The following is a 26,335-nucleotide window of genomic DNA, read 5'->3' on the forward strand; positions in this document are numbered from 1 at the left end:
CGCGAGCTCGTCGGCCACGCCGAGCGCCGCGGCGGCATGGATGGCCTGGGTGATCCATCCGGCCGCGATCAGCTCCATCAGCGCGACGTGGCCCGGCACCAGTTTGCGGAACGCGACGGCCAGCGCGCCGCGCACCGATTCGACGGCCCGTACCAGCGGCAGCGGAGGGATTCTCGGTCGGTCGGACGCCACAGCGACTCCATCCGTCGAAGGTCGGCACTCTGCGCTTGTCTAGGAGGGTACGTCGCGACCGGATTCGCTGCGCTGTTTCTCTCGCTCGGCCGCCGTGGCGAGGTAGTCGCCGAGTTCGCGTCGCAGCGTGACGTCCATCGAGCGGGCGAGCGTGGCGTGGACCGAGGCCACGGCGAGTTCGCGCATCTTGTTGAGCATCGTTGTGGTGTCGGCGATTTCGCTGCTGGTGTCGGGCATCCAGCCGGGGCCGTGCTCGTCGATGATGTGCTGTTTGGCGGCGGTGATCATGATGTGGGTGATGTCATCGATCCGGTCGGCCACCTTGGCGTAGATCTCGACGAGCGTGCGCAGTTCGAGCCCGTATTCGTGCAGTTCGGCGAACGAGGTGAGCAGCTGGGTCTCGGTGAACACCACCGTGTCGCCTTCCAGCCGGACCAGCTTCATCTCGCGCAGCCGGTCGACCAGCTCGTCGGCCTCGGCGCCGAGAATGGTGCCGATCAGCTCGCGGGGCACCTCGAAGGTCTCGTCCTTGGCCCAGGACGCCGTGACGGCGTGTTGCAGGCCGAGCACCTCGGTGAGGTCCTTACCGGTCTCCCAGCTGGTGATGAAATCGGCGATGTGCGCGGTGGTGAAGCCGCGTTGCAGCAGCGCGTCGATCAGGCGCAGCCGCTCCAGGTGCGCGTCGTCGTAGATACTGGCTCGGCCGTCCTTGCCGACCGGGGGCGGCAGCAGACCGCGTTCCTGGTAGGCGCGCACGTTGCGGGTGGTGGTGCCCGCGGCGCGCGCGAGGTCATCGATCCGGTACTCCGGCGTCGACCTCACCTCCCTCGCTGACCACGGCGCCGATGCGCCGGCGGCGCGCTGCTGAACTCCCTGCGGACCGAGTCTATCGTCCGCGCCGCCGGTTCCCCGGCACCTAGGAAACCGGTGCGACCCGTGGTTGCCGCTGGTCGGCGCTGGATTCGACCACGAGGTAGTCGTCGAGATCCACTGCGCGCAGCTGGTGGACGTACTGGGTGGCGAAACCCGGATACATCGTGGCGTTGAAGCCGTCCTCGGTGAGGTACCAGCTGCGGCAACCCGAGTTCCAGGTGGTGGCCGACAGCTTGCGCTGGATGGCGGCGTTGTAGCGGTCCTGCCGATCCCGCCGCACGTCCAGCATCCGCAGATTCCGGTCCAGAATGAGGCCGATCGCGCCGACCAGGTAGTCGATCTGGGCTTCCATGTAGACCAGCGCCGAGTTGTGCCCCGGCCCGGAATTGGGTCCGAACGTGAGATACAGGTTGGGATAGCCGGAGACGGCGACGCTCTTGTAGGCGTAGGCGCCACGCGACCATTCGTCCGCGAGGACCCGGCCGTCGCGCCCGACCACCGGCACGGGCGTCCCGGTCTTGGAGACGTCGAATCCGGTCGCGAAGACGATGCAATCCGCCTGGTGCTCGATGCCTTCCGCGGTGCGGATGCCGTGCTCGGAGATCCGGGCGATCGGCCAGGTGATCAGCTTGCAGTTGTCCCGCTGCAAGGCGGGGTAGTAGTCGTCGGTCATCAGCAGGCGTTTGCAGCCGGCCCGGAAGTCCGGGGTGAGCTGGCGGCGCAGCCAGGGGTCCTTGACCTGCCTGCGCAGCTGCGCTTTGCCGACCAGCTCGACCACCCTGGTCAGCGGCGTGTTCCAGACCACGCCCAGCGCCACCGACTCGTGCCCGTAGAACCAGGCGCGCCGGGCCAGTTGTTCGGCGGCGGGCACCCGGCGGTAGAGCTCCTTGGTCAGGCCGTTGGTCTGCCGGTCGACCCGCGGCAGTACCCAGCCCGGCGTGCGCTGGAACACCTTCACCGAGGCGGCCTTCTCGACCAGTTCCGGAATGATCTGGACCGCGCTGGCCCCCGTGCCGACGACCGCGACGCGTTTACCGGTGAAGTCGTAGTCGTGATCCCAGCGGGCGCTGTGGACCTTGTGTCCCTGATAGGTCTCGATGCCGCGGATATCCGGGAGACCGGCGTTGGCCAGCGGTCCCGACGCCAGCACCACGGTGCGGGCGAGGATCGGATGCGCGTGGCCCTCGACAGCGATTTCCCAGACCCCGGCCTGCTCGTCGAACACGATGCCGGTGACGTTGTGCCCCAACCGCAGGTGCGGGCCGAGCCCGAATTCCGCGGCCATCGCCTCGATGTAGCCGAGGATCTCGTTGCTCCCGGAATAGGTGCGCGACCAGTCCGGGTTGGGCGCGAAACTGTAGGAGTACAGCCGGGACGGAATGTCGCACGCCGCACCGGGATAGGTGTTGTCGCGCCAGGTGCCGCCGATCGCGGTGCCGCGCTCGAAGATCGCGAAATCATGGATTCCGCGCTGCTTCAGCCGGATGGCCGTGCCTATTCCGGCGAACCCGCCGCCGATGACGGCGACATCCAAGGTATGCGTGCTCATCGGGTTCCCTGTCATGCCGCGGGCTCGTAGGTCAGTTCTTTCGACCAGGTGGGGTTGTTGCGCAGCAGCGCCTTCGGCATCAGCCCGGTGATCTTCACCAGCGCGTCGGCGACCACGTGGTAGGGGTGGTCACGATCGATCACCCAGCTGCCGTGCATCTTCACGATCTGGTACATCGGGAGTCGGCGGGCGAATTCGCTGCGCTCGCCGACATTCGCGTAGCGCTTGAGCGCGCCGTAGAGCTTCTCCTCGTCGACGCCCATCGCGACGATGTTGTCGCGCATCTTGTTCAGCAGCGGCACGTAGCTCAGCACGCCGATGATCAGCGAGGGCTTCGCCCAGCCGCCGACCAGGTCGATGAACAGCTTGCGCATCTGCGCGTGGCCCAGCAGATCCATCACCGCGAAATCGACCGCGAGATGGCGGGATTCGTCGGAATTGATCTTCTTGAACGCCTCCTGGCAGACCGGGTCCTCGATCTCGTCCATGATGAACTTGATCAGCGCGCCGTCCAGGGCGACCTCCAGCATCGGGATCACGGTGCCGAGGAAAGACAGCGACATGTCGTCGGAGTACTTGTCCAAGAAGTCGATCACGAGCTTCACGTTGACGTTCGGCTGCGGGATCTCGTCGCCGTCGAGCATGCCCCACCGGCGCATCAGCGCCAGCTCGGCGTTGGCGTGCTTCTGCTCCTCGGCGTGGAAGTAGCGGTAGATCTCGCGCAGCGTCTCGGTCGGCGCCTTCTTGGCCATCGCCGCGAAGCCGCGCGCGCCGACGTTCTCGATCCACATCAGGTCGGCCATGAACGGCTTGAGCTTGGCGTGCAGTTCGGGCGTGATCGTCTCGGCGCCCGGCGCGTCCCAATCGATGTCGGCCAGCGCCCACTGGCGGTCCTTGATCTTGCGGAGCATGTCGTCGAAGTCCATCGCGATGGCCATGTCAGACTCCTGTCTTGTCGGTGACCGACGTGCGGTCGGTGGTGGTCGAGTCCTCCTGTGGCAGCAGCCGATCCAGGAGCCCGAGGACGAAGGTGTACTGTGCGGGGAAGTACCGCTTGAGCAGCCAGACGACGTGCGCGTCCAATTGGGGGAGCACGTAGAGCTGCCCGCGGTCGTGGGCGTCCAGGGCCGTGCGTGCGACGCGCTCGGGCGAGAAACCGGTCCAGCGCATGAGGAAATCGGCCAGTTGCGCCGACTCCCTGGTGATCCGGCCGTCACGGGCGACGTTCGTGCGCACGAACGTCGGGCACAGCACCGTGACCGCGACGCCGGAACCGCTCAGCTCGGCGGCCATGGTCTCCGACAGCGACAGCACGCCCGCCTTGGACACGTTGTAGGCGGCCATCGAGGGGGCGGCGGCGAATCCGGCGGCCGAGGCGACGTTGATGATGCCGCCGCGCCCGGCGGCGCGCAGGTGCGGAGCGAAGACCTCGCAGCCGTGCACCACGCCCCACAGGTTGATGCCGAGCGCCCACTGCCAGTCGTCGAAGCCGATGTGGCCCACCGGTTTTCCGCCGATGCCGACGCCCGCGTTGTTGACGACGAGGCTGACCGGGCGCTCGAACAGCGTTTCGGCGAACCGGGCCAGCAGCTCCACGTCTTCGCGCTGTGCGACGTCGCAGCGGAAGGCGTGGGCGGCGCCGGGGTGGGTGCGTTCGATCAGGGCGACGGTCTCGTCGGCGCGCGCCTCATCGATGTCGGCGCAGATCACCCGGCCGCCACGGGCCGCGATCTCCAGCGCGAACGCCCGGCCGATGCCGCTGCCCGCGCCGGTGACCACGGCTCGCGCGCCGTGTGTGCGCCGGGCCCGGCCCAGCGCCACCAGCTTGTCCAATCCGAACATCTCAACTCACCTTTTCCGTGCCGGAGGTAGCGACCAGCGCCGCGCGCAGGAAGTCGGCGGCGCGGGCGAGGGCCTGGTCGGCCTCGGGCACCACCAGGGGAAGGGCCTGGAAGACGTGCAGTTGCCCCGGCCAGATCTCGAGTTCGCAGCTGCCGCCCGCGCGCCGGACCATCTCGCACAGCGCTCGCGCGTCGGCGGCGAGCATCTCGGTGCCGCCCACCTGCACCAGGATCGGGGGCAGGGGCAGACCGTGCGGTACGGCGAGTCGCAGGCGCGGCGCGTCGGCCGGGTGCCCGGTGGTGTAGGACGCGGGCAGCCTGCTCGCCGCGGCGGCGGAGATCAGCGGATCGGTCCGGACGCGTTCCTGCTCGGCGGCCAGGCCGAGGGTCAGGTCGAGCAGCGGGGAGAACATCGCGACCGCCGCGGGCTGGGGCCGCCGGTGTCGTCCGTTCTCCACGAGCAGGTCGAGGGCGAGGTGTCCACCCGCGGAATCGCAGGTGATCACCAGGTCTCGCGCGGCGATGCCACGGTCGAGCAGCCAGCGGTAGCCCGCCTCGACGTCGTCGGCCGCGGCGGGGAACCGGTGTTCGGGCGCGAGGCGGTAGTCGGTGAGGAAGACCGGAAGCCCGGTCTCGGCCGAAAGCCGCGCGGCGAGAGCGCGATGCGTACGGGCCGAGCAGATCACATAGCCGCTGCCGTGGATGTAGTAGACCGCTCGCGTCCCGAACGGCACGCCGGCCGCCCGCACCCATTCGCCGCGCACCGCACCGGACCGGACCTGCGTTACGGACGTCCTGGGTGGAACCGGACCGCCGACGGTCATCAAGGTGGCGATGAGCTTGCGTGCGAACCAGACGCCCGGCGTGTTCATCGGAACCGCGCAGTTCAGCGGACGCAGGGCGAGCCGAGTGGCGGCCGCGGCCACAGTGGCGCGTGCCGAGGGCGCGGCGGGGACGCCGGGTACCGAGGTCCTCGTTGACCTTGTCATGCGTTCAGAATCAGTCACCAATGTGCCAGTTGTCAATGGCACATTTCTAAGAGGCTGATTGTGTTCGTCTTGGTCGGCGCATCATGCAGCGCCTGAACGGACGAGCCCGGCCGTACAGTGACGTGTGGCGACATTGGACGACGATGAGATCGCTGCCGTAACCGTCGGCGATTTGCAGCCGTATGCGGTCGAGGTGGTGCTCGAGGAATACAACCCTGCGTGGCCGAACTGGTACGCCGAAGAGGAAGCCGTCATTCGCGCGGCGCTGGGCGCGGTGGCTCTGCGGATCGAGCACACCGGCTCCACGTCGGTGCCCGGTCTCGCGGCCAAGCCGCTGATCGACATCCTGCTGCTGGTTCCGGACACCGCCGACGAGGCCGCCTATGTTCCGGCTCTCGAGGCTGCGGGGTACGCGTTACGGATCCGGCAGCCCGACTGGTACCAGCATCGCTGTCTCGTCCGCCGTCTGGGCACCGGTGCCTCGCGGGACGTGAACCTGCACGTGCTCTCGCCGGAGTCGGGCGCGCCGGAGATCGAGCGGATTCTCGCCTTCCGCGACCGGCTGCGCACTAACGACAGCGACCGGGAGTACTACGAGCGGACCAAACGTGAACTGGCGCAACGCGACTGGAAGTTCGTCCAGCACTACGCCAACGCCAAGAGCGCGGTCATCGAGGAAATACTCGGCCGGGCGCTGCCCGGCTGACGGTCGCGACGTGCGCCCCGCGCGGATGCTGCTTGCGCCGAAGTGTTTTCGTCAGTACCCGCGCGCGGGATCGATCGGCGCCAGTAGCTCTCCTCCGTCGAGGAACCGCTTCACGTTCGCCTCGACGTGATCGGCGAAGGCCGCGAACCGCAGCTGGGGCGGGTTCGAATCATGCGGCGTGACAATGGCGTTCGGCAGCTTCCAGAGCGGATGCCCCGCCGGGAGCGGCTCGGGGTCGGTGACGTCGAGCGCGGCGCCGCCGATCGCGCCGGAGGACAGCGCCACCACCAGAGCGTCGGTGTCGACGAGGCTGCCGCGCGCGACGTTGACGATCCACGAGGACGGCTTGAGTCGCGCGAGTTCGTCCGCACCGACGAGATGCCTGGTGGCGGGTGTGGCGGGCGCGGCGATCACCACGTGATCGGTGTGCGGCCAGATCCGGCCGAGATGATCGGCGGAAATCGTCTCGACCGAGGACGGAATGCCGGGGCCGGTGACCGGTCGCCCGCTGCGGTTGACCGCGATGATGTGCGCGCCGAGCGGGACCAGCATCGGGATCAGCGCGCGGCCGATGCCGCCCGCGCCGACGATGGTCACCGTCTTGCCGCGCAGCGTGCCGACGTGGGGAAAGAAGTCCTGTTGCCGCCAGTCCGTCGCGCGCAGGTGTTCGGGCAGGTACCGGACGCCCGCGAGCAGCAGCATGAGCGCGTGTTCGGCCACGCTCGCCGCGAAAGCGCCTGCGGCCGAGGTGAACCGGACACCGGGATGCCGGGCGATGATGCCCGCGGTGAACCAGTCCTCGACGCCCGCGGCCGGGAGCTGTACCCACTCCACGCGGGCGGGCAACTCGTCGGGGAACTCCTCAGGGTCGCCGACCCAGATCAGCCCCTGCGCCTCATCGAGGCCGGAGACCACGGCGCCCGCCTCCAGCACGGCCTTCTCCACGAGCGTGGGAGGAGGGTCGGTGGGGCCGATCGCGATGGATACTGCCGGTCGGTTCATGGACGGACCTCCTTCGGAGCAGTAGGACGTGGTCGCGAGCGGGATGGACGTTGCGACCGTAGCACCGCCGGGCGCGCGCCGACCGGTCGCGGGACGCCGGTCCGGATCGGCGCTAGGCCTCGCGCCGATCCGTCTGCTCCTCGTCGAGCTCCACGTCCACTTTGTCCCGCTCGGCCCACTCCAGGAGAGGATCCAGGTGGAACACCGCGTCGTCCATGCCCGCGTGCAGATCGCCGAGTTCGGCGAAGCGAGCGGGAACGGTGGACATGGTGAAATCGCGCGGATCGATGTCGGGAATTTCGTCCCAGCGTACCGGGGTGGAGACCGTGGCGGCCGGGACGCCGCGCACGGAGTAGGCGGCGGCGATGGTGTGGTCGCGCGCGTTCTGGTTGTAGTCGACGAACAGCAGCTTCGGATCGCGGTCGCGGCGCCACCAGGTGGTGGTCACGTCGTCGGGCGCGCGACGCTCGACCTCACGGGCGAAAGCGAGCGCTGCCCGGCGCACATCCTGGAAACCTCGGTCCGGCGCGATCCGCACGTACACGTGCAGGCCCTTGCCGCCGGAGGTCTTGGGCCATCCGACGGCGCCGATCTCGTCGAGCACCTCGTGCACCACTCCGGCGACGCGCTGCACCCGTGACCACGGGCAGTCCGGCATCGGGTCGAGGTCGATGCGCCACTCGTCGGGGCGCTCGGTGTCGGCGGCGCGGGAATTCCACGGATGGAACTCGACCGTCGACATCTGCACCGCCCAGACGACGTCGGCGAGCTTCTCGACGCACAGCTCGTCGGCGTGCCTGCCGTAGCGCGGAAAGTACACCCGCACAGTGGGAATCCAGTCCGGTGCGCCCGCGGGAAGCCGCTTCTGATGCACCTTGTCGCCCGCGAGTCCTTTCGGGAACCGGTGCAGCATGCAGGGCCGGTTGCGCAGCGCGTTGACGATGCCGTCGCCGACGCTCAGGTAGTACTGCACCAGATCGAGCTTGGTCGCGCCGGTCTCCGGGAAGTAGACCCGGTCCGGATTGGAGATACGGATCGTGTGGTCGTCGACCTCGAGTTCGATCGCCGACCCCGCGGATTTGCTTGCCACGAATCGACCTTAATAGGCAGAGCCGGACGGGGGCGGTCGGAAGCGCCGCAGGGGTGCAGCGCGGCGATGGCGAGGCATTCCCACAGCGGGCGGCCTGGGGCCGGTACCGGTCGTCGCACCGCTCTGGTATGCATACGAATATGAGCAAGGCGACGCGCGTGACCGTCACGTTGGATCCGCAGGTGGCCGAATGGGCCAGGGATGTCGCCGATCGCCAGAACCGCAGTCTGTCGGCGGTGATCAACGCCGCGCTGCGCACCACGCTCGTGCACGACAGCCTGACGGCGCTGGCCATCGACGACGAGGCCGAGCTGGCCGCCGCCTACGACGACGTCACGCTCACCCAGGCCGCCGAAGACGACGCCAGCGGCGCCGCATGAGACGCGGTGAGATCTGGCGCTACGCCCCGACGCTCAGCGACGGCACTCCCTTCCCCCGACGCATGACGGTCGTGCTGGTTTCCGACTCGGCGGTGATCACCTCGCGCTATCGCTGGCTGCAAGTCGTCCCGTTGCGCGAGGCCGACCCCGGCCACGTGCTGGCCACCCACACCGAGCACGGCTGGGCCGACACCCTGAAACTGCACCGCGCCTACCGTCCCTGGCTCACCGAACACCTCGGTGTGCTCACCCAGGCCGAGACGGAATCCCTCGACGCACGCTTGCGGGCGACGCTGAGTCTTTGATTGCAGCGCCTGCGGCGCTGCGTGTTCGCGGCCCCTTGGTGGCTCGCGTCCGAGCGACCGCCGCTTGCTCCTTCGTCGCCTACGCGGCGGCCACTCGGACGCGAGCCGGGCTGTGTTGGTTTTGCCAGCGCCTGCGGCGCTGGGTGTTCGCGGCCCCCTGGTGGCTCGCGTCCGAGCGACCGCCGCTTGCTCCTTCGTCGCCTACGCGGCGGCCACTCGGACGCGAGCCGGGCCGCGAACGGCGCATGCACGGTCTCGCTTCGCTCGAAACCTGGGGCTGAGCTGGGGTGGTGCGTAGGCGGTAAGCCTCTCGGCCTGATTTTTGCCATCGTCAGGTCGGGGGGGGGTCGGCACTTGTGCTTCGTCACGGATGCTGCGATTACTTGGACGTTCATGGTGGGCGAAGCTCGCGCAAACTTCGCTGTCGCTTCGTTCGAGACTTGCGGCTGGGAGGATGTGGGGGACTCGTCGCAGGCACACCCGATGGACGCCGGTGAGCGTGTTCGACGGTGCGGTGCAACATGTCCTTGGGGCGAGAGACCGGCCCGCGTCTGCCGAGCGTCGTCGTTTATGTCGGGGTGGCCAGGGCGAACGGCAGGATGGCGTCGGCTCCGGCCGCGCGGAGCGCGTGGGCGGCGACGGTGAAGGTCCAGCCGGTGTCGGTGACGGTGTCCACGAGCAGGATCGGGCCCGACACCTGGGTGAGGTCGGGGATCTCCCACGAGTCGAACAGTCCGGCGACGCGATGCGCGGAATTGGCCGCGGAGACCGGCGGCCTGCCCGGGCGGGTGCGCAGTGTGCCGAGGTCGTGCAGCCGGCCGACCTCGGCGAGCCGGGCGGCGAGGGTGGCGGTGAGCACGGGGTAGCGCGGGGATTCCAACGCGAGCACCGAGGTCGGGCGGGCTGCCCAGTCCCACTCCCGCAGAACGGCGATGCAGGCGTCGAAGACCGCGTCGGGAACCGGGTCGTCCGGCGCGTCGAGCAGCACTCGCAGCCGCTGCCCCCAGCCGAGGTCGGTCAGCCTGCCGAGTACGCGACCGGTCTCGGCGCCGCCGGTGATCTTGCCGGACAGCGGGATTCCGAGCTTGGCCATGCCGGTGGGCCACTGCTTGCGCGGTGCGAGATCGATGCCGGGGCGGTCGAGCCGGGCTTTGGTCGCGGCGACCGCTTCGGCGGCCACGGTGCGGTCGGGGCGACTGCCGGTGCAGTTGTCGCAGCGGCCGCAGCCGGGCGAATCGGCGGGTCCCGCGGACAGTCCGGGGTCGTCGAGCTGGCGGCGCAGGAACTCCATGCGGCAATCGGCGGTCGACTGGTAGTCGATCATGGCCTGCTGTTCGGCCTCACGCGCGACGGACAGCCGCTCGTAGCGCTCGGTGTCGTAGGTCCACGGCTCGCCGGTGGCGATCCAGCCGCCGCGGACGCGGCGTACCGCGCCGTCCACGTCGAGCACCTTCAGCACCATTTCCAGCCGGGAGCGGTTCAGTTCCACCAGCGGCTCCAAAGCCGCGGTGGACAGCGCACGGTCGGAGTCCAGCGCATCGAGCACCGCACGCACGATGTGCTCACGCGGAAAGGCGACAGAGGCGAAGTAGCTCCAGATCCTGGCGTCCTCGGGGCCGGGCAGCAGGACCACCTCGGCGCGGTCGGTGCCGCGCCCGGCGCGCCCTACCTGCTGGTAGTAGGCGATGGGCGAGGAGGGCGCGCCGACGTGCACCACGAACCCGAGATCGGGTTTGTCGAACCCCATGCCGAGAGCGGAGGTGGCGATGAGCGCCTTCACCTCGTTGTTCAGCAACGCCGCCTCCAGTGCCTCGCGTTCGGCGGGGTCGGTCTGGCCCGTGTAGGCGGCGACGGTGTGGCCATGGGAGTTCAGCACGTCGGCCAGATCGTGCGCGGCGGCGACGGTGAGGGTGTAGACGATGCCGGACCCGGGCAGCCGGTGCAGCTGACCGCTGAGCCAGGCGGTGCGTTCCACGGCGTCGTCGAAGCGGACCACCGACAGGTGCAGCGACTCGCGATCCAGCGTGCCGCGCAGCACCAAGGTGTCGGTGCCGATCTGGGTGGCGACGTCGGTGACCACCCGGTCGTTGGCGGTCGCGGTGGTGGCGAGCACCGGGACGTCGGAGCCGAGGTCGGCGATCAGCGTCCGGATGCGCCGGTAGTCCGGCCGGAAGTCGTGGCCCCAGTCCGACACGCAGTGCGCTTCATCGATCACCACCAGCCCGGCGTCGGCCGCGAGCCGGGGCAGCACCTGGTCCCGGAAATCCGGGTTGTTCAGCCGTTCCGGGCTGACCAGCAGGACGTCGACCGCGCCCGCCGCCACCTGTGCATGGATCTCGTCCCACTCGGTGACATTGCCCGAGTTGATGGTGGCGGCCACCACCCCCGCGCGCTGCGCCGCCGCCACCTGGTTGCGCATCAGCGCGAGCAGCGGCGACACGATCACCGTGGGCCCGCGCCCGGCCCTGCGCAGCAACTTGGCGGCGATGAAGTACACCGCCGACTTGCCCCAGCCGGTGCGCTGCACGACCAGCGCCCTGCGCCGCCGGACGACGAGCGCCTCGATGGCGGTCCACTGGTCCTCCCGCAGCGCAGCGCCCGCCCCGGCCAGTTCGCGCAACAGCTGTTCGGCATGCTCGCGCAGGTCGGGGGCCGTGAGGTCGATCGAGGACGCGCCGGTGGCCGTGGTCATGCGCTCCATCGTGCCCGACGGCTCCGACAGGTGGCCGCGCGCCCGACCGCCACCGCGGACGCCGCTCGGTCGTGATCAGGCCGGTCGCGCGGTCGCGGCCGCAAGTTCGACCAACCGGGCGCGGACCAGGTCGGGACGCTCCTCCAGGATGAAGTGGCCGCAGTCGCGCACCGGTTCGAAGCGGTAGTCGTCGGCGCGCGCGGTTTCCTCGGCGGCGAGCGAAGGATGGACCGCCGCGTCCTCGACCCCGAACAGGGCGCGGATCGGGACCCGCGCTCGACGCCGTTCGCCGTGTCCGGCCTTGCGCGGGACTTCGCGCAGCAGGAAGGTGCGGTAGGTGTCGGTCGCGGTGCGGGCGCAGACGGGGTCCCGGAAACGATCCGCGTACGCCCGGATCACCTCGGGGCCGAAGGCCTCGCGATCACGGACGGCGCCGGCGAAGACGAACTGCTCCAGAAACCGGGTGCGCCGGTGCAAGTAGGTGCCGAACGCCGCGACGGCCGGTTGGTAGAGCAGGAACCGCCACGCGTGCGGGAGGAAACCGCGCGCCGTCTGCCACGGGTGGGCGATGTTGAGCGCCAGCAGGGCATCGAATCGCTCCGGCTCGCGCAACACGAGCAGGTGGGCGATATAGCCGCCCCAGTCGTGGCCCACCAGCAGGACGCGCTGTAGGTCGAGCGCATCCAGCAGCGCGAGCAGGTCGGAGGCGATGTCCTCCTTGGCCCACCGGTGCGGCGCGGGACCCGACCAGCCGTAACCGGGCAGGTCGGGCGCGATGATCCGCACTCCTTCCGGTGGATCGGCGAGCAGATGCCGGTAGGCGTAGTGATGCTCGGGCCAGCCGTGCAGCGCGAGCACCGGGCGTCCGTCCGCCGGGCCCGCCTCGGTGACGTGGAAACGCACGCCGCGGGCGATCACCTCCGACCGTCGCACGCCGGGGATCTCCGGCGGGCCCGCCGCCGGGTCGGAGTCCGGAGGAGTCGAGAAGAACGAGGGCCACGAGGGCATATCCGATGATATCGAGGAAGTCGTCGGCGGATCCAGGTCGACAGGTGCGGGCGCGTCGGCGTCGGCGCAGCTCGCCGCACTCCCCGGTGTCCGATGGCACGAGCGCTGGACCAAGCCGTAGGAACCGAGTCGGCTGGGCACTGACGCTCGGCTTTTTCCTCACCGGGGAGCCGAGTTCGTCGCTCACCCTCGCGGCGACACTGAGCGCGACTCAGCGCCGGGCGAGCGCGACTCGCCCGGCGCGAAGCCCGCTACGCGGCGGTCAGCCCTTGACGCAGAGCACCTGACGCAACGTCGCGACCACGTCGACCAGGTCCCGCTGTGCCTCGATGACCTCGTCGATGTCCTTGTACGCGGCCGGGATCTCGTCCACCACGCCCGCGTCCTTGCGCGACTCGACGCCCTCGGTCTGCGCGATGAGATCGGCCACGGTGAACTGCTTCTTGGCCGCGTTGCGGCTCATCCGCCGCCCCGCGCCGTGCGAGGCGGACTGGAACGAAGCGGGATTCCCCTTACCGCGCACCACATACGAGCGGGTTCCCATCGAGCCGGGAATCAGCGCGAGATCCCCAGCTCCCGCCCGCACGGCGCCCTTGCGGGTGACCAGCATGGGCACGCCGTCGATGATCTCCTCCGCCACATAATTGTGGTGGCAGCTGAGCGGCTGCTCGAAACGCACTCCGCGCGCGGCGAATTCGGCGCTCACCGCACGGCAGACCAGGGCGAGCATCACCGCGCGGTTGCGCGCCGCGTACTCCTGGGCCCAGGTGAGGTCACGCCGGTAGGCCTCCATCTCCGGCGTGCCGGAGACGAAGACCGCCAGATCGCGGTCGGGCAGGTCGACGTTGTGCGGCAGCGTCCGCGCGATCGCCATGTGCCGCTCGGCGAGTTCCTTGCCTATGTTGCGGCTGCCGGAGTGCAGCAGGATCCACACCCGGTCGTCCTGGTCCAGGCAGACCTCGATGAAGTGGTTGCCGCCGCCGAGCGTGCCCATCTGCTTGTGCGCCTTGGACTCTCGTGCCTGTACCCGGTCGTCCAGCGCGCCGAACGATCCCCAGAAGCGGTCCCAGCCCGCACGCAGTGTGGCGGTGCTCGCGCCGAGCCCGGCCACCTGGGCGCCGAGCCGGGTGACGTCGACGGCGTCGTGGTGGGCCTGGAAGCCGACCGGCACCGCCGCCTCGATCCGCGACCGCAGCGAACGCAGGTTGTCGGGCAGATCGGCCGCGGTGAGGTCGGTGCGCACGCTCTCCATGCCGCAGCCGATGTCCACGCCCACCGCGGCGGGCGACACCGCGTCCTTCATCGCGATCACCGAGCCGACCGTGGCCCCCTTGCCGAGGTGCACGTCCGGCATCACTCGGACGCCGTGGACCCATTTCAGCGCGGCGATGTTGCGCAGCTGTTGGAGCGCGGCCTGCTCGACCTCGTGCTCCTGGGCCCACATCAGCGTCTGCGCCTTGGTGCCGCGCAGCTCGACGGGAAACATGGTCTCGATCCTTTCGTCGGTTCTCCACTCCAACGGTAGGGACCGAGCGCACCCGGCGCACCCCAATATCGAACCGGTCGGAATGCCCGGATGTCAGCGGGTGGCCGGGGCGAGCCGAGCGCGGTAGACGCGCTCGGCATTGCCGTGGGCGATGGCGCCGACCAGGCCTTCGGCGTCGGCCGTCGTGATCGCGTCGTCGGCGATCCACTCGTCGATCAGCTTGCCGAGCCCGCGCCGCCAGAGCAGGGCACCGAGGTAGTGCAGCTCCGGAAGCCCGTAACCGTCCGAGGAGTAGAGCAGCGCCCGGAACGGGGCGAGTTCCAGCGTCTCGGCGAGCACGGCGCCCGCGCGCTGTCCGACATACGGGATGGTGAGGCCGAGATCCAGATGGACGTGGTCGAAGACGTGCGTGAGGTAGGCGGCGTGGCGATGGAAGGGCCAGCAGTGCAGCAGCGATACCGAGAGGCCGGTGCCCGCCGTCCGGCGCAGGAAGTCGGTGAGCAGCGCCGGGTCGCCGCGCCGCAGCCGCAGATCGGGGTCGCCGAACCCGGTGTGGAATTGCAAGGGGATGCCGAACTCGGCGCCGATCCGTGCGCCGAGGCTTACCAGCCAGCCGAGTACCTGCGGATCGGTGAGCCGGTGCTCGGGCGCGAAACTGGTCGGCGGATGGTCGCGCAGCGGGAAATCCAGACCGCACCGATAGGCGACGATCGTCTTCAGCCCCACGGCATGGGCGGCCCGCGCCCGCAGCTCCGCCTCGATCCGCTCGTAGACCCCGGAGACCGCGCCGACCTGCGCCACGACTCGCTCGGCCACCTCCTCCAGCCGGACGATCTCACGCACCTCGCCGTCCACCAGCCGGGCGAACTCGGCTGTGCCGCCGCCGATCCCGGTATCCAGGAACCATCGGGTCACACCGGACGCGCGCAGCAGCCGCGCGGCGACCTCGCGCGCGCCGAGCCGGGCGCGATGACGGAGGTAGACGTCCGGGCTCACGTGGGCGGGCAGGTCCAGCGCCGGGGCGCACCACCGGCGCACCGCGAGCCCGAGCGCGGAATCGAAACTTCCCTGGGCGCCTTCGCCGAGCAAGCGCTCGAAGCCGGGACGGTCCAGTCCCTCGGTGTCGACACCGTGGCAGTGGTGGTCGGTGAGCGGAACACCGTCGGTGAGCACGGTCAGAACCGCCAACGCGTGAGCGCGACGAGCTCGTCGGTGCTCGCCTCGGCATATCGCTCGGCTTCCGCGCGCCGCACCGTGAGCAGCGCGTCGTGCAGCTCGGCGCCCATCGCGGCGGCGAGCACCCGGGACGCGGCGAGTTGATCGGCGGCTTCGGTCGGTGTGGTCGGCAGTCGGCGCACACCCGACATCATGAGCGCTTCGGCGTCGAAAGTCACCGGGTCCCCGGTGATTTCGGTGGGCAGGCGCAGCTGTTCGGCCACACCGGCGAGTCCGGCCGCGAGCACCGAGCCGACGATCAGGTACGGATTTCCGGTCGCGTCGAAGCACTTGATCTCGGCGTTGGCCGCCCAGCCCTCGGTGCCGCGCACTCCGGTGATGAAGCGCAGCGCGGCCTCTCTGGTCTCGCGACCCCAGCACTGCCACACACCGGCCCAGCGCGAGGGCGCCAGCCGCAGGAAGCTCGCCGGATTGCCCGCGCCGACCGCGACCAGCGCGGGGAGTTCCCGCAATATCCCGGCGAGGAATGCTTCGCCGGTCCGGCGCATCCCGTGCGGACCGTCACCGTGGGCGAACAGCGGTCCTTGCTCGTCGTGCACCGACAGGTGCAGATGCGCGCCGGAGCCGGTGCCGCCGGGTTCGATGCACGGCGCCAGCAGTGCGCGCCAGCCGTGCCGCGCGCTCACCTGACGGATCGTGTGCCGGACCAGCACCGCCTGGTCCGCGGCGGTGACCGGCTCGGACGGCTCGACCGACAATTCCAGTTGGCCGAGTGCGTATTCCGGATGGAACTGGTTGACGGTGATGCCCTGCCGTTCCAGCACCGCGACCAGGTCCGCGGCGTACTCGGCGACCTGGCCGAGCCGCACCATGCCGTAGGCCGGGCCGTGGATCGCGGGGGTGAAGCCGTCGGTGTCGTCGGCCCGGCCCACGGACCACTCGGTCTCGAATGCCATGGACAACCCCAGTCCGGCCGCCTGCGCCGCCTCGGCCTGGCGCGCCGCGAAATGGCGCTGGCAGGCGGCGAAACGGGTGCCGTCCTGGGTGTACTTGTCGGTCGGCGCCCACGCCCAGCCGGGCTGGCAGGCCAGTTCGGTCAGCATGGTCAGATCGGGGATCAGCCGCAGATCCCCGTCGGGGCCACCGAGATAGCGCCCGACCGCCATCAGGTCGTCGAAGGCGAAGGTCTCGAAGCACGGGGACACCCCGACGCCGTACCAGGACGCGAGGTCCAGCCGTTGCTTGGGCACCGCCTTCACCCGCGTGATGCCCGCGTTGTCCACGAAGCTCAGCGCGACCATGGCCGCGTCCAGCTTGTCGATCAGGGCGGTGTCGCCGTCGGCGGGAATGCGATCCGGCGTGGTGGCCATGCCCCCACGATATCGGCTCGGACGCACCGGCAGCCGGGTCGGCGCGCGGCGCTACTCGGCGGCCAGCGCGGCGGTGATCTCTTCGCGGGTGGGGATCGAACTGCTCGCACCCAGCCTGGTCGTCGCCAGCGCTCCGGCAGCGCAGGCCCAGGTCAGCGCCCATTCCGGACCGCGATGCCAGGCCGCTGCCAGCGCGCCGGTGAAAGCGTCGCCCGCCCCGGTGGTGTCCACGACGTCCACTTGTGGACTGGGCCGCGACAGGCGCGCACCGGCGGGTCCGCGATAGTCCGCGCCGGCCGCGCCACGGGTGACCACCAGGTGCGCAACCGGATCGAGGTCGGCGCCCAATCGCTCGGCCTCGCCCGAATTCACCACGGCCACATCGACATCGGCCCACAGCTCGGCGGGCAGATGGCGGACCGGCGAGGGATTCAGCACGACCGTCGTCCCGTTGGCCCTGGCGTGGTGCGCCGCAGCGGCGACCGTGTCGACCGGAATCTCCAACTGGCACAACAGGATGTCGGCCGCCGCGATGGCCGCCAGGTCGTGCTCGGTCAGGCCGGTCATCCGCGCGTTGGCGCCGCCGACGACGATGATGCTGTTCTCGCCGTCACCGTCGACCACGATCGTGGCGACGCCGCTCGGCCCGGCGACGGTGCGCAGCCGGTCGGTCGACACCGCGGCATCGGTGAGCGTCCTGCGCAGTTCGGCGGCGAAGACGTCGGTGCCGATCGCTCCGAGAAAACGCACCTCGCCACCCGCGCGCTGCGCCGCGACGGCTTGATTGGCCCCTTTCCCGCCCGGCACCATGGCGAAGCCGGTGCCCAGCACTGTTTCCCCTGGATCGGGCCTGCGTCCGGTCGTGGTCACCAAGTCCATGTTGATGCTGCCGAGCACCACGATCGCGGGAGCGTCCGATTCGGCCGTCATACCGCCGGACGGTAGTCGCCGGACCTGCCTCGCGCACGCACCCGCACGGCGTCGCCGGGCCGCCCAGCGGGTGGAATCGCCGCCGGACCGGATGCGTAGGCTGTAGCGCATGACGGTAGGAACGACCGCCCAACCTGATGTTCGTGAGGCGGTGCACGAGGCCGCGCGCAAGGCGAGGGTCGCGTCGCGGGTGCTGGCCCAGCTGACGACCGCGCAGAAGAACGACGCCCTGCACGCCGCCGCCGACGCGCTGCTGACCGCCGCCGACCGGATCCTCGCCGCCAACGCCGAGGACATCGCCGCGGCGCAGGCGGCGGGCACCGAGGAGTCGCTGCTGGATCGCCTGCGGCTGACCAAGGCCCGCATCGACGGCATCGCGTCCGGATTGCGGCAGGTGGCGGGGCTGCCCGACCCGGTCGGTGTGGTGGTCCGCGGTTCGACCCTGCCGAACGGCCTGGAGATCAAGCAGGTGCGCGTCCCGCTCGGCGTGGTCGGCATGGTGTACGAGGCCCGGCCCAACGTCACCGTCGACGCGTTCGGTCTCGCGCTCAAGTCCGGTAACGCGGCCCTGCTGCGCGGCTCGTCCTCGGCCGCCCGGTCCAATGCCGCGCTCGTCGTCGTCCTGCGGGAATCGCTTACCGCGCAGGGCATCCCGGCCGACGCCGTGCAACTGCTGCCCAGCGAGGACCGCTCCAGCGTCACCCATCTGATCCAGGCCCGCGGCTTGGTCGACGTGGTCATTCCGCGCGGTGGCGCCGGGTTGATCAACGCGGTGGTCCGCGACGCCCAGGTGCCCACCATCGAGACCGGCACCGGCAACTGCCACGTCTACGTGCACGCCGCCGCGGATCTGGACATGGCCGAGCAGATCCTGATCAACGCCAAGACCCGCCGTCCCAGCGTGTGCAACGCGGCCGAGACCGTCCTGATCGACGCCGCGCTCGCCGACACCGCGCTGCCGCGGCTGACCGAGGCGCTGGAGAAGCACGGCGTGACCATCCACGGCGACCTGCCCGGCCAGGTCCCGGCCACCGACGGGGACTGGGGCGAGGAGTACCTCACCCTGGACATCGCGCTCAAAGTGGTCGACGACCTGGATGCGGCGGTAGAGCACATCAACACCTGGGGCACCGGCCATACCGAAGCCATCGTCACCGGCGACCTCGCCGCGGCGCGCGAGTTCACCAGCCGCGTCGACGCCGCCGCCGTGATGGTGAACGCCTCCACCGCGTTCACCGACGGCGAGCAGTTCGGCTTCGGCGCCGAGATCGGCATCTCCACCCAGAAGCTGCACGCGCGCGGCCCGATGGCCCTGCCGGAACTGACCTCCACGAAGTGGATCGTCTGGGGCGAAGGCCAGGTTCGTCCGGTCTGACCCGTGCGGGACGCGGTCGCGACCGCCGCCGAGTCGGCGCGGGCGCCGCGCTGCCGTAGCGTGGGGAGTGGTTCGGAAGGAAGGTGCTCGGTGGTGTCGGACAGTACGGGTCAGGAACCGGTCTTCTCGTCGGTGGAAGACGTGATCGAGCGATTGGCGAGCACGGGCTACCTGGCGGACAAGGCCACCGCCACTTCGGTGTTCCTCGCCGACCGGTTGGGCAAGCCGCTGCTCATCGAGGGACCGGCCGGAGTGGGCAAGACCGAACTCGCGCGCGCGGTCGCGCAGACCTCGGGCGCCGAACTGGTGCGATTGCAGTGCTACGAGGGCGTCGACGAGGCCCGCGCGCTGTACGAGTGGAACCACGCCAAGCAGATCCTGCGCATCCAGGCTTCCAGCGAGAACGACTGGCAGGAGACGAAGGCCGACGTCTTCACCGAAGAGTTTTTATTGTCGCGCCCGCTGCTGACCGCGATCCGGCGCACCGATCCCACGGTGTTGCTGATCGACGAGACCGACAAGGCCGACGTCGAGATCGAGGGACTGCTGCTCGAGGTGCTCAGTGATTTCGCGGTGACCGTGCCGGAACTGGGCACCATCACCGCCAGCCGCAAGCCCTTCGTCGTGCTCACCTCGAACGCCACCCGCGAGCTGTCCGAGGCACTCAAGCGTCGCTGCCTCTACCTGCACCTGGACTTCCCGGACGAGGAACTGGAGCGGCGCATCCTGGCCAGCCGGGTGCCCGAGCTGTCCGCCGCGGTCGCCGCCCAGCTGGTGCGGATCGTGCACGTGCTGCGCGGCATGCAGTTGAAGAAGCTGCCCTCGGTCGCGGAATCGATCGACTGGGGCCGCACGCTGCTCGCTCTCGGCCTGCGCGACCTGGACGACACCACCGTGCGCGCCACCCTCGGTGTCGTGCTCAAACACCGGAGCGACCATCAGCGGGCGCTGGCCGAACTGAAGCTGGCCTGAGCCATGGCGGCGGGATCGGTTCCTGCGGATGCCGCACCGCTGAGCGCGCCGCACGGGCTGCCCGGGCATCTGGTCGGCTTCGTGGAGGCGCTGCGAGCGCGCGGGATACCGGTCGGGCCTTCGGAGACGGTGGACGCGGGCCGCGTGATGACCGTGCTCGACCTGATGGACCGCGAGGTCCTGCGTGAGGGTCTGGCCTGCGCCCTGCTGCGGCGCACCACCCACCGCGCGATCTTCGACGGGCTGTTCGACCTGTGGTTCCCGGTCGCGCTCGGAGAACGCACGGCGGCCGAGGACGAGATCGAGATCCCCCGCACGCCTACCGGTGATGTCGACATCCCGGCGCTGCGCGAGCTGCTCGCGGAACTGCTCACGCAGGAGGCGGCGACCCAGCAGCTGGAGGCGCTGGCCGCGCAACTGGTCGAGCGGCTCGGCCGCTATCAATCCGCAGGCGGCTCGTCGTTCTCGGCATACAAAACGCTGAAAGAGGTGCAGCCGCAAACCTTGTTGGCGAAGATTCTCGCCGGACTGTCCCTCGGACCCGATACCAGCGATTTCGACATGGAGATCGCCCGCCGCGCGGCGCGGCAGCGGATCGCCGGTTTCACGGCCTCCGTCGAGGCGGAGACCAGGCGGCGGGCCGCCGAACGATTCGGCCGCGAGCGGGTGGCGAGCTACAGCGTCGCCCGGCAGGCCGAAGAGGTCGACTTCCTGCGTGCGTCCCAGGCCGAACTCGCCGAGCTCAAACGCGGTGTCCAGCGGCTGGCCCGCATCCTGGCCGCGCGCTTGGCCGCGCGACGCAGGCACGCCCGCCGCGGCGAAATCGACTTGCGCCGCACCCTGCGCAAATCCATGTCGACCGGCGGCGTGCCGATCGACCTGGTGAACCGTAAGCCGCGCCCCGGCCGTCCGGATCTGGTGCTGCTGTGCGACGTCTCCGGCTCGGTGGCCGGTTTCAGCAATTTCACGCTGCTGCTGGTGAGCGCGCTGCGCGAGCAGTTCTCCCGGGTACGGATCTTCGCGTTCGTCGACCAGGTCGACGAGGTGACCCGGTTCTTCGATCCGCACACCCACCTCGAAGAGGCGATGACCAGGATCTTCACCGAGGCCGACGTCGCGGGCCCGGACGGGCACTCCGACTACGGCCACGCGCTGGCCGGATTCGCCAGGGACTTCCCGGATGCCGTTACCAGCCGCACTTCGCTGCTGATCCTCGGCGACGCGCGCACGAACTATCGCGACCCGCGACTGGCCACCCTCCGGTCGCTGGTCGAGGTCGCCAAGCACGCGCACTGGCTCAATCCGGAACGGCGGGACCAGTGGGGCTCCGGCGACTCCGCCGCGGACAAGTACGGCGATGTCATCGAAATGCACGAATGCCGCTCGGCGAAACAGCTCACCGCGGTCGTGTCCCGGCTGCTGCCGGTGTAGGAGACGAGCATGGACGACACCGCGCTGCTGAGCTACTGCCTGGCCAAGCCGGGCGCCTGGCAGGACGAGCCGTGGGAGGGCGACGTCGTCGCCAAGGTCGGCGACAAGATCTTCGCTTTCCTCGGCGCCACATCGGTCGGCCTCAAATGCGGACGGTCCCGCGAGGAGGCCGACGAACTGGTCCAGGTGTACCCGCACGACGTGGCGGCGTCGGCCTACATCGGCCGATACGGCTGGAACGTCGTCCAGCTCGCAGGCGCCGTCCCGGATAACGAACTGTACGAGCTGGTAGATCTCTCCTACGACGCCGTCGTGAGCAAACTGCCGAAATCCGAACGCCCCACCTGAGGCGAAAGCCTTCGTTAAGCGAACCTTTGGCGGGAGCCGACAAGATCGGCAGCCATGGTGAACAGAACGCCGCACGATCCGGCGGCGGCGCACAACAACTATTCGTTCCAGGTCGACCTGCGCGGGATAGTCGATCTGCTCTCGCATCACCTCTACTCGAGCCCGCGGGTCTATCTACGCGAGCTGTTGCAGAATGCCGTCGACGCGGTCACCGCGCGCACCTTGCTGGACCCGGGGGCGCCCACCGCGATCCGGCTCACCGTGGACGGGTCCGGCCTGCGGCTCAGCGATCCCGGTGTCGGCTTGACCGAGGCCGACGTCCACCGGTTCCTCGCCACCATCGGCCGTTCCGCCAAGCGCGACGACATCGAAGGCGCACGACGCGAGTTCCTCGGGCAGTTCGGGATCGGACTGCTGGCTTGTTTCACCGTCGCCGAGACCATCCGGGTGGTCACCAGATCGGCCACCGACCCGACCGCACCGCCCGTCGAGTGGCTGGCCGCCGCCGACGGCACGTACTCGGTGCGCTCGCTCGACCCGGGGGAGCACCCGGAGCCGGGCACCACGGTGTTGCTGGCTCCGCGCCGGGGAGCGCAGGCGTGGTTCCAGCCCCAGCGGGTGATCGATCTGGCGCGCGAGTTCGGGTCGCTGCTGCCCTATGCGGTGACGGTGGACGCGGACGATGTCGTCACGACGGTCACCGAAGGCGTTCCGGTCTGGCGTCGCGAGTATCCGACACCGGGCGAGCGCAGGGCCGCGCTGCTCGAGTACGGTCAGCGGACGCTGGGCTTCCCTCCGCTCGACGTGATCGACCTCGATGCCGGCCCGGCCGGAGTCAGCGGCGTGGCGTACGTGCTGTCCCAGCCGGGGAATCCGTCCGAGAGCAGTGCGCATCGGGTGTACCTCAAAGGGATGCTGCTGGGCGACGCGGTGCGCGGCGTGCTGCCGGACTGGGCGTTCTTCGTGCGCTGTGTGCTCGACACCGACATGCTGCGTCCCACCGCGTCGCGGGAAGGGCTCTACGAGGACGAGCGGCTCGCCGTGGTCCGGGAGGTGCTCGGTGACCGGATCCGGGACTGGCTCACCGAGATCGCCGCCGAACAGCCGCAGCGACTGGCCGCGTTCCTGTCCGTGCACGCCCTCGGAGTGAAGGCCCTGGCCTCGCATTCTCTCGACCTGCTGCGGATCATGTTGCCGCACTTGCACTTCGAGACCACCGATGGCCGGGTTCCGCTCACCGAATTCGCCCGCGGTCACCGCACCGTGCGGGTGACCGCGACGGTGGAGGAGTTCCGCCAGGTGGCCGCGACCGCCGCCGCGCAGGGGATCGGCGTGGTCAACGGCGGCTACGCCTACGACCGCGAGCTGGTCGCGCAGCTGCCCCGGTTGCTGGCCGGCGTCGAGGTGGTGGAACTGGACGCCGACGCGATCACCGCGGCGCTCGACCCGGTCGACCCCGGCGAGGAACTGGCGCTGGCCCCGGTGCTCGCGGTGGCGCGCACCACGCTCGACCCGCTGTCCTGCGACGTGATCCTGCGCGCTTTCCATCCGGTCTCGGTGCCCGCGCTCTACCTCGACGGCCGCGCCGCCCGCAACGAACGCGCCAGGGCGCAGACCGCCGAGGGCGCCGACGAACTGTGGACCGAGATCCTGGGCGCCCTGGCCGTCACCACGCCACGTGCCCAGCTCGTGCTCAACCACCACAGCCCGATCGTGCGCAGACTGGCCCGCATCGGCGACCCGGGCTTGCTGAAGACGGCCGTGGAATCGCTGTACGGGCAAGCCCTGCTGATGACGCATCGTCCGCTGAGCGCGGCCGACACGGCATTGCTCAACCGCGCCTTCGGCGAATTCCTCGGCTGGGCCACACAACGCGCCGCGGGCCGCGGCGAAGAGACGGAGTGAGCATGGACGCCACCGAGATCGGCGCGACGCTGGCGCAGGTCTGCGCGCTGCCGCACGGCCGGACGCGGACCGCGCGTTTGGAAACCCTGGCCGCGGCCGCCAAAGCGGGACCGGACCGCGCGCTCGAAGGCAGGGTGTTGCTGGAGCTGGCGAAGTCCTACACCTATGCGGGCGAACGCGATCTGGTGCCCGTCGCCTATGGCAGGTTGCTGCGCATCTACGACGATCACCCCGCCGAACTGGGGTCGATGACGTATTCGGTGCACTGGTACCTGAAATGGATGACCTGGGGGATGATCGACAACCCGTCGATCCCGTTGGACACGATCGACCGCTGGTTCGGCGAGCTGGAGAGCCGATATCGCCAGCGCGGCTACAGTCCGCGCCCGGTGCTGGCGCTGCGCTCCGAACTCGCCCGCAAGATCGGTGACACCGCGGCTGCCGCCACGTGGCTGGAGGCGGCGATGGCCGCCGCGCGCGACAGCATGTCCGACTGCGAGGCCTGTGAGCGCAGCGAATGGGGCGTGACGAGCGTGTATCTGGGCGACGACGAAGCCGGGCTGGCGCACTGGCGACCGGTCCTCGACGGCGAGCGCACCTGCGCCGAAGAACCGCACCGCGTGCTCGCCGCGGCACTGCTCCCGCTGGTGCGCACCGGTCGCGTCGCCGCCGCGCGCGGCGCGCACCTGACCGGGTACCCCTTGGTCCGGCACACCGAGGACCTGCGTCCCTCGGTGGCGCTGCATATGGAATTCTGCGCGCTGACCGGCAACGAGGCGCGCGGGTTGGAGATCCTCGCCGAACACGCGAGCTGGCTCACCGATCCCGGCGCCGACGCGGGCGCGCGGCTCTCGTTCGCGACCGGCGCGTGCGTGCTGTTGCGCAAGTTGGTCACCCTGCGGCTGGGCGAGCTTCCCTTGGCGGACGGGACGGTGGAATCGGTGCGTGCGGACCTCGAGGTCGAGATCGGCGCGCTGTGCGCGCGCTACGACGCCCGCAACGGCAACAACGCGGTGAGCCTGCGCACCGCCGCACGGCTCGCCGCCCCGCCGCTGCTCGACCGGTTGCCGCTCGGTGTGCGCAGCACCCTGCCCCGCGCCGGAAGCGGTCCGGACGCGGTCGCGGCAGCCGACGACTTCTCCGGCGACCGGGCCGCGGAGGTGCGCAGGCTGTCCGAACTCGGCGCCGCTCGGCTGGCCGATACGCCCGAGGAGGCGGAAGCGTATCTGCGCGAAGCGCTGGCGCTCGGTACGCCGGTGCTGGCCGGCGAGGAGGCCGCCCGGCTGGCTGCGCAGCTGGTCATCGCCGTGGCCGGTCAGCCCGACCGCGAACTCGATCTGGCCGACGCCGCGGTGCGCGCCGCCGCACGCTGGGAAGGGCTGTCCGAACCGGACGTGCTGCATCACACCGTGGTGGCCGCGCGCGCGTTCCACCGCGCCGAGCGCCACGGCGAGGCGGTCGCATTGTTCGAGCAAGCGCTGGTCAGCGGTGCCCTGCCGTATCCGTCCGGTGAACTGGCGGCGGTCCGCGCGCAGTTCGGCCGGTCGCTGCTCGCGCTGGACCGGCACCGCGAGGCCGCGCACCAGTTCCTCGAAGGGGCGCGGCTGGTCGAGCACGTCCCGGAGCGCACCGATCTGCACGCCGACCTCGCCTGGTCGGCCGCCACCGCGCTCGAGTACTGCGGGCAGGACCAGGAGGCGGTGGCGGCCTATCACCGGGCGGCCGAGCTGTCGGCCCGGCTGGGTGAGGTGGCGGCGCGGGCGCGCTGCCTGCGGTCGGCTGCCTGGCTCCAGGTGTCCGGTGGAGCTGATTCCGGACGCTGGCTCCCGTCGATGCGGGCGCTGACCGCCGAACTGGCCGCGCTGGCCGACCGGTCGGCCGAGGCGGCCGAGGAGCTCGCGCACACCCGCGATCAGCTGGCCCGCATGCTGGAGATCGGCGGCGTCACCGAGACCAGCGCCTGAACGCAGCGGTCGGAGTGCGGGCGGGCGTCACCAGTTCGGCGCCCGCCTCGCTTACCGGCCCGTGCGGGCCGCACGTCACCCGTTAAGCTCGGCAGTCATGCACGAGAGAGGTCGGCGCGGCCGCAAGCTCGGTGTGATGGGCGGCACGTTCGACCCCATCCACCATGGGCACCTGGTCGCCGCCAGCGAGGTCGCCCACCGGTTCGACCTGGACGAAGTGATCTTCGTCCCGACCGGACAGCCGTGGCAGAAATCGCACAAGCAGGTCAGCCCGGCCGAGGATCGGTACCTGATGACCGTCATAGCGACCGCGTCAAATCCCCGGTTCTCGGTGAGCCGCGCGGACATCGACCGTGGCAAGGTCACCTACACCGTCGACACCCTGCGGGAGATGCGATCGCAGCATCCCGGCGCCGAGCTGTACTTCATCACCGGTGCGGACGCATTGGCCAGCATCCTCACATGGCAGGATTGGGCGGAACTGTTCGAACTGGCGAAGTTCGTCGGGGTGAGCCGTCCGGGGTACGAGCTGAACACCGATCATCTCGAGGAGTATCTGCGGGATCTTCCGTCCGATGCGGTGACCATGATCGAGATCCCGGCACTGGCGATCTCGTCGAGCGAATGCCGTCGCCGCGCCGCCGAGAACCGGCCGGTGTGGTACCTCGTCCCGGACGGCGTGGTGCAGTACATATCGAAGCGGCACCTGTATGTGCCCGGAGCAGCGGAAGGTAGCTGAGCGTGAGCGAGC

The 26,335-nt window shown here is 70.1% G+C and carries 23 protein-coding genes and 1 pseudogene; 10 read left to right on the forward strand and 14 right to left on the reverse strand.

Going from position 1 to position 26,335, the window contains the following annotated elements; all coding sequences use genetic code 11:
* From ON19_RS08130 to ON19_RS08155, 6 genes and pseudogenes are all read right to left on the reverse strand, one after another.
* Positions 1 to 192: pseudogene (locus ON19_RS08130) on the reverse strand (hydroxyneurosporene methyltransferase); the annotation flags it as partial.
* A gap of 39 nt (positions 193 to 231) precedes the next feature.
* Complete coding sequence (locus ON19_RS08135; protein WP_043688681.1) at positions 232 to 1,014, reverse strand: MerR family transcriptional regulator; 783 nt, start codon at positions 1,012 to 1,014, stop codon at positions 232 to 234.
* Between the two features lie 94 nt (positions 1,015 to 1,108).
* Entirely contained in the window at positions 1,109 to 2,614 is a 1,506-nt protein-coding gene (locus tag ON19_RS08140) for a flavin-containing monooxygenase (RefSeq protein ID WP_043688682.1), read from the reverse strand.
* Positions 2,615 to 2,625: 11 nt separating this feature from the next.
* A complete protein-coding gene (locus ON19_RS08145) occupies positions 2,626 to 3,546 on the reverse strand; it encodes a reductase (RefSeq protein WP_043688817.1) in 921 nt (306 codons plus the stop codon).
* A 7-nt stretch (positions 3,547 to 3,553) separates the two neighbouring features.
* A complete protein-coding gene (locus ON19_RS08150) occupies positions 3,554 to 4,456 on the reverse strand; it encodes an SDR family NAD(P)-dependent oxidoreductase (protein WP_051168649.1) in 903 nt (300 codons plus the stop codon).
* A gap of 1 nt (position 4,457) precedes the next feature.
* The gene (locus ON19_RS08155; protein WP_043688683.1) at positions 4,458 to 5,444 is read right to left on the reverse strand and encodes an alpha/beta hydrolase; all 987 of its coding nucleotides are present in this window, start codon (positions 5,442 to 5,444) and stop codon (positions 4,458 to 4,460) included.
* A 124-nt stretch (positions 5,445 to 5,568) separates the two neighbouring features.
* Between ON19_RS08155 and ON19_RS08160 the strand changes: the two genes are divergently transcribed.
* Positions 5,569 to 6,150: a GrpB family protein gene (locus ON19_RS08160; protein WP_043688684.1), complete on the forward strand. Its 582-nt coding sequence runs from the start codon at positions 5,569 to 5,571 to the stop codon at positions 6,148 to 6,150.
* Positions 6,151 to 6,201: 51 nt separating this feature from the next.
* Here the strand turns inward: ON19_RS08160 and ON19_RS08165 are convergent, their stop codons facing one another.
* Positions 6,202 to 7,152: a D-isomer specific 2-hydroxyacid dehydrogenase family protein gene (locus ON19_RS08165; protein ID WP_043688685.1), complete on the reverse strand. Its 951-nt coding sequence runs from the start codon at positions 7,150 to 7,152 to the stop codon at positions 6,202 to 6,204.
* 112 nt (positions 7,153 to 7,264) lie between these two features.
* Positions 7,265 to 8,242 carry a non-homologous end-joining DNA ligase gene (ligD, locus tag ON19_RS08170; protein WP_043688686.1) on the reverse strand — a complete coding sequence of 326 codons (978 nt, stop codon included), beginning with the start codon at positions 8,240 to 8,242 and terminating at the stop codon, positions 7,265 to 7,267.
* Positions 8,243 to 8,382: 140 nt separating this feature from the next.
* Between ligD and ON19_RS08175 the strand changes: the two genes are divergently transcribed.
* The gene (locus tag ON19_RS08175; RefSeq protein WP_043688687.1) at positions 8,383 to 8,622 is read left to right on the forward strand and encodes a hypothetical protein; all 240 of its coding nucleotides are present in this window, start codon (positions 8,383 to 8,385) and stop codon (positions 8,620 to 8,622) included.
* Entirely contained in the window at positions 8,619 to 8,927 is a 309-nt protein-coding gene (locus ON19_RS08180) for a hypothetical protein (RefSeq protein ID WP_043688688.1), read from the forward strand. Before ON19_RS08175 ends, ON19_RS08180 begins: the two co-directional genes overlap by 4 nt.
* A 568-nt stretch (positions 8,928 to 9,495) precedes the next feature.
* Here ON19_RS08180 and ON19_RS08185 read toward each other — a convergent pair.
* The 6 genes from ON19_RS08185 to ON19_RS08210 form a co-directional block, all read right to left on the reverse strand.
* A complete protein-coding gene (locus ON19_RS08185; RefSeq protein ID WP_043688833.1) occupies positions 9,496 to 11,619 on the reverse strand; it encodes a RecQ family ATP-dependent DNA helicase in 2,124 nt (707 codons plus the stop codon).
* Positions 11,620 to 11,694: 75 nt separating this feature from the next.
* Positions 11,695 to 12,627, reverse strand: a complete 933-nt coding sequence (locus ON19_RS08190; protein WP_051168650.1) for an alpha/beta fold hydrolase — start codon at positions 12,625 to 12,627, stop codon at positions 11,695 to 11,697.
* Between the two features lie 262 nt (positions 12,628 to 12,889).
* Positions 12,890 to 14,113 (reverse strand): RtcB family protein, encoded by a 1,224-nt coding sequence (locus ON19_RS08195; protein ID WP_043688689.1) that lies wholly within the window; start codon positions 14,111 to 14,113, stop codon positions 12,890 to 12,892.
* Positions 14,114 to 14,206: 93 nt separating this feature from the next.
* Positions 14,207 to 15,301 (reverse strand): amidohydrolase family protein, encoded by a 1,095-nt coding sequence (locus ON19_RS08200; RefSeq protein ID WP_227954422.1) that lies wholly within the window; start codon positions 15,299 to 15,301, stop codon positions 14,207 to 14,209.
* Positions 15,289 to 16,659 (reverse strand): type I glutamate--ammonia ligase, encoded by a 1,371-nt coding sequence (locus tag ON19_RS08205; RefSeq protein ID WP_043688690.1) that lies wholly within the window; start codon positions 16,657 to 16,659, stop codon positions 15,289 to 15,291. Before ON19_RS08205 ends, ON19_RS08200 begins: the two co-directional genes overlap by 13 nt.
* 51 nt (positions 16,660 to 16,710) lie before the next feature.
* Positions 16,711 to 17,589 carry a ribokinase gene (locus ON19_RS08210; protein ID WP_043688691.1) on the reverse strand — a complete coding sequence of 293 codons (879 nt, stop codon included), beginning with the start codon at positions 17,587 to 17,589 and terminating at the stop codon, positions 16,711 to 16,713.
* A 109-nt stretch (positions 17,590 to 17,698) separates the two neighbouring features.
* Here ON19_RS08210 and ON19_RS08215 point away from each other — a divergent pair, with 109 nt between their 5' ends.
* The 7 genes from ON19_RS08215 to nadD all read left to right on the forward strand — a co-directional run bounded on the left by ON19_RS08215 (position 17,699) and on the right by nadD (position 26,323).
* Positions 17,699 to 18,964 (forward strand): glutamate-5-semialdehyde dehydrogenase, encoded by a 1,266-nt coding sequence (locus ON19_RS08215; protein ID WP_043688692.1) that lies wholly within the window; start codon positions 17,699 to 17,701, stop codon positions 18,962 to 18,964.
* Between the two features lie 90 nt (positions 18,965 to 19,054).
* On the forward strand, positions 19,055 to 19,936 hold the full coding sequence (locus tag ON19_RS08220; protein ID WP_043688693.1) for an AAA family ATPase: 882 nt from the start codon (positions 19,055 to 19,057) through the stop codon (positions 19,934 to 19,936).
* Positions 19,937 to 19,939: 3 nt separating this feature from the next.
* A complete protein-coding gene (locus tag ON19_RS08225; RefSeq protein WP_043688694.1) occupies positions 19,940 to 21,367 on the forward strand; it encodes a vWA domain-containing protein in 1,428 nt (475 codons plus the stop codon).
* A gap of 9 nt (positions 21,368 to 21,376) precedes the next feature.
* Positions 21,377 to 21,715, forward strand: a complete 339-nt coding sequence (locus tag ON19_RS08230) for an MmcQ/YjbR family DNA-binding protein (RefSeq protein WP_043688695.1) — start codon at positions 21,377 to 21,379, stop codon at positions 21,713 to 21,715.
* A 54-nt stretch (positions 21,716 to 21,769) separates the two neighbouring features.
* Positions 21,770 to 23,620 (forward strand): HSP90 family protein, encoded by a 1,851-nt coding sequence (locus tag ON19_RS08235; RefSeq protein WP_043688696.1) that lies wholly within the window; start codon positions 21,770 to 21,772, stop codon positions 23,618 to 23,620.
* A gap of 2 nt (positions 23,621 to 23,622) precedes the next feature.
* Positions 23,623 to 25,584, forward strand: a complete 1,962-nt coding sequence (locus ON19_RS08240; RefSeq protein WP_043688697.1) for a hypothetical protein — start codon at positions 23,623 to 23,625, stop codon at positions 25,582 to 25,584.
* Positions 25,585 to 25,681: 97 nt separating this feature from the next.
* The gene (gene nadD / locus ON19_RS08245) at positions 25,682 to 26,323 is read left to right on the forward strand and encodes a nicotinate-nucleotide adenylyltransferase (protein WP_083899221.1); all 642 of its coding nucleotides are present in this window, start codon (positions 25,682 to 25,684) and stop codon (positions 26,321 to 26,323) included.
* The last annotated feature ends 12 nt before the right edge of the window (positions 26,324 to 26,335 follow it).

This window comes from Nocardia abscessus NBRC 100374, assembly GCF_000308455.1.
GTDB lineage: Bacteria > Actinomycetota > Actinomycetes > Mycobacteriales > Mycobacteriaceae > Nocardia > Nocardia abscessus.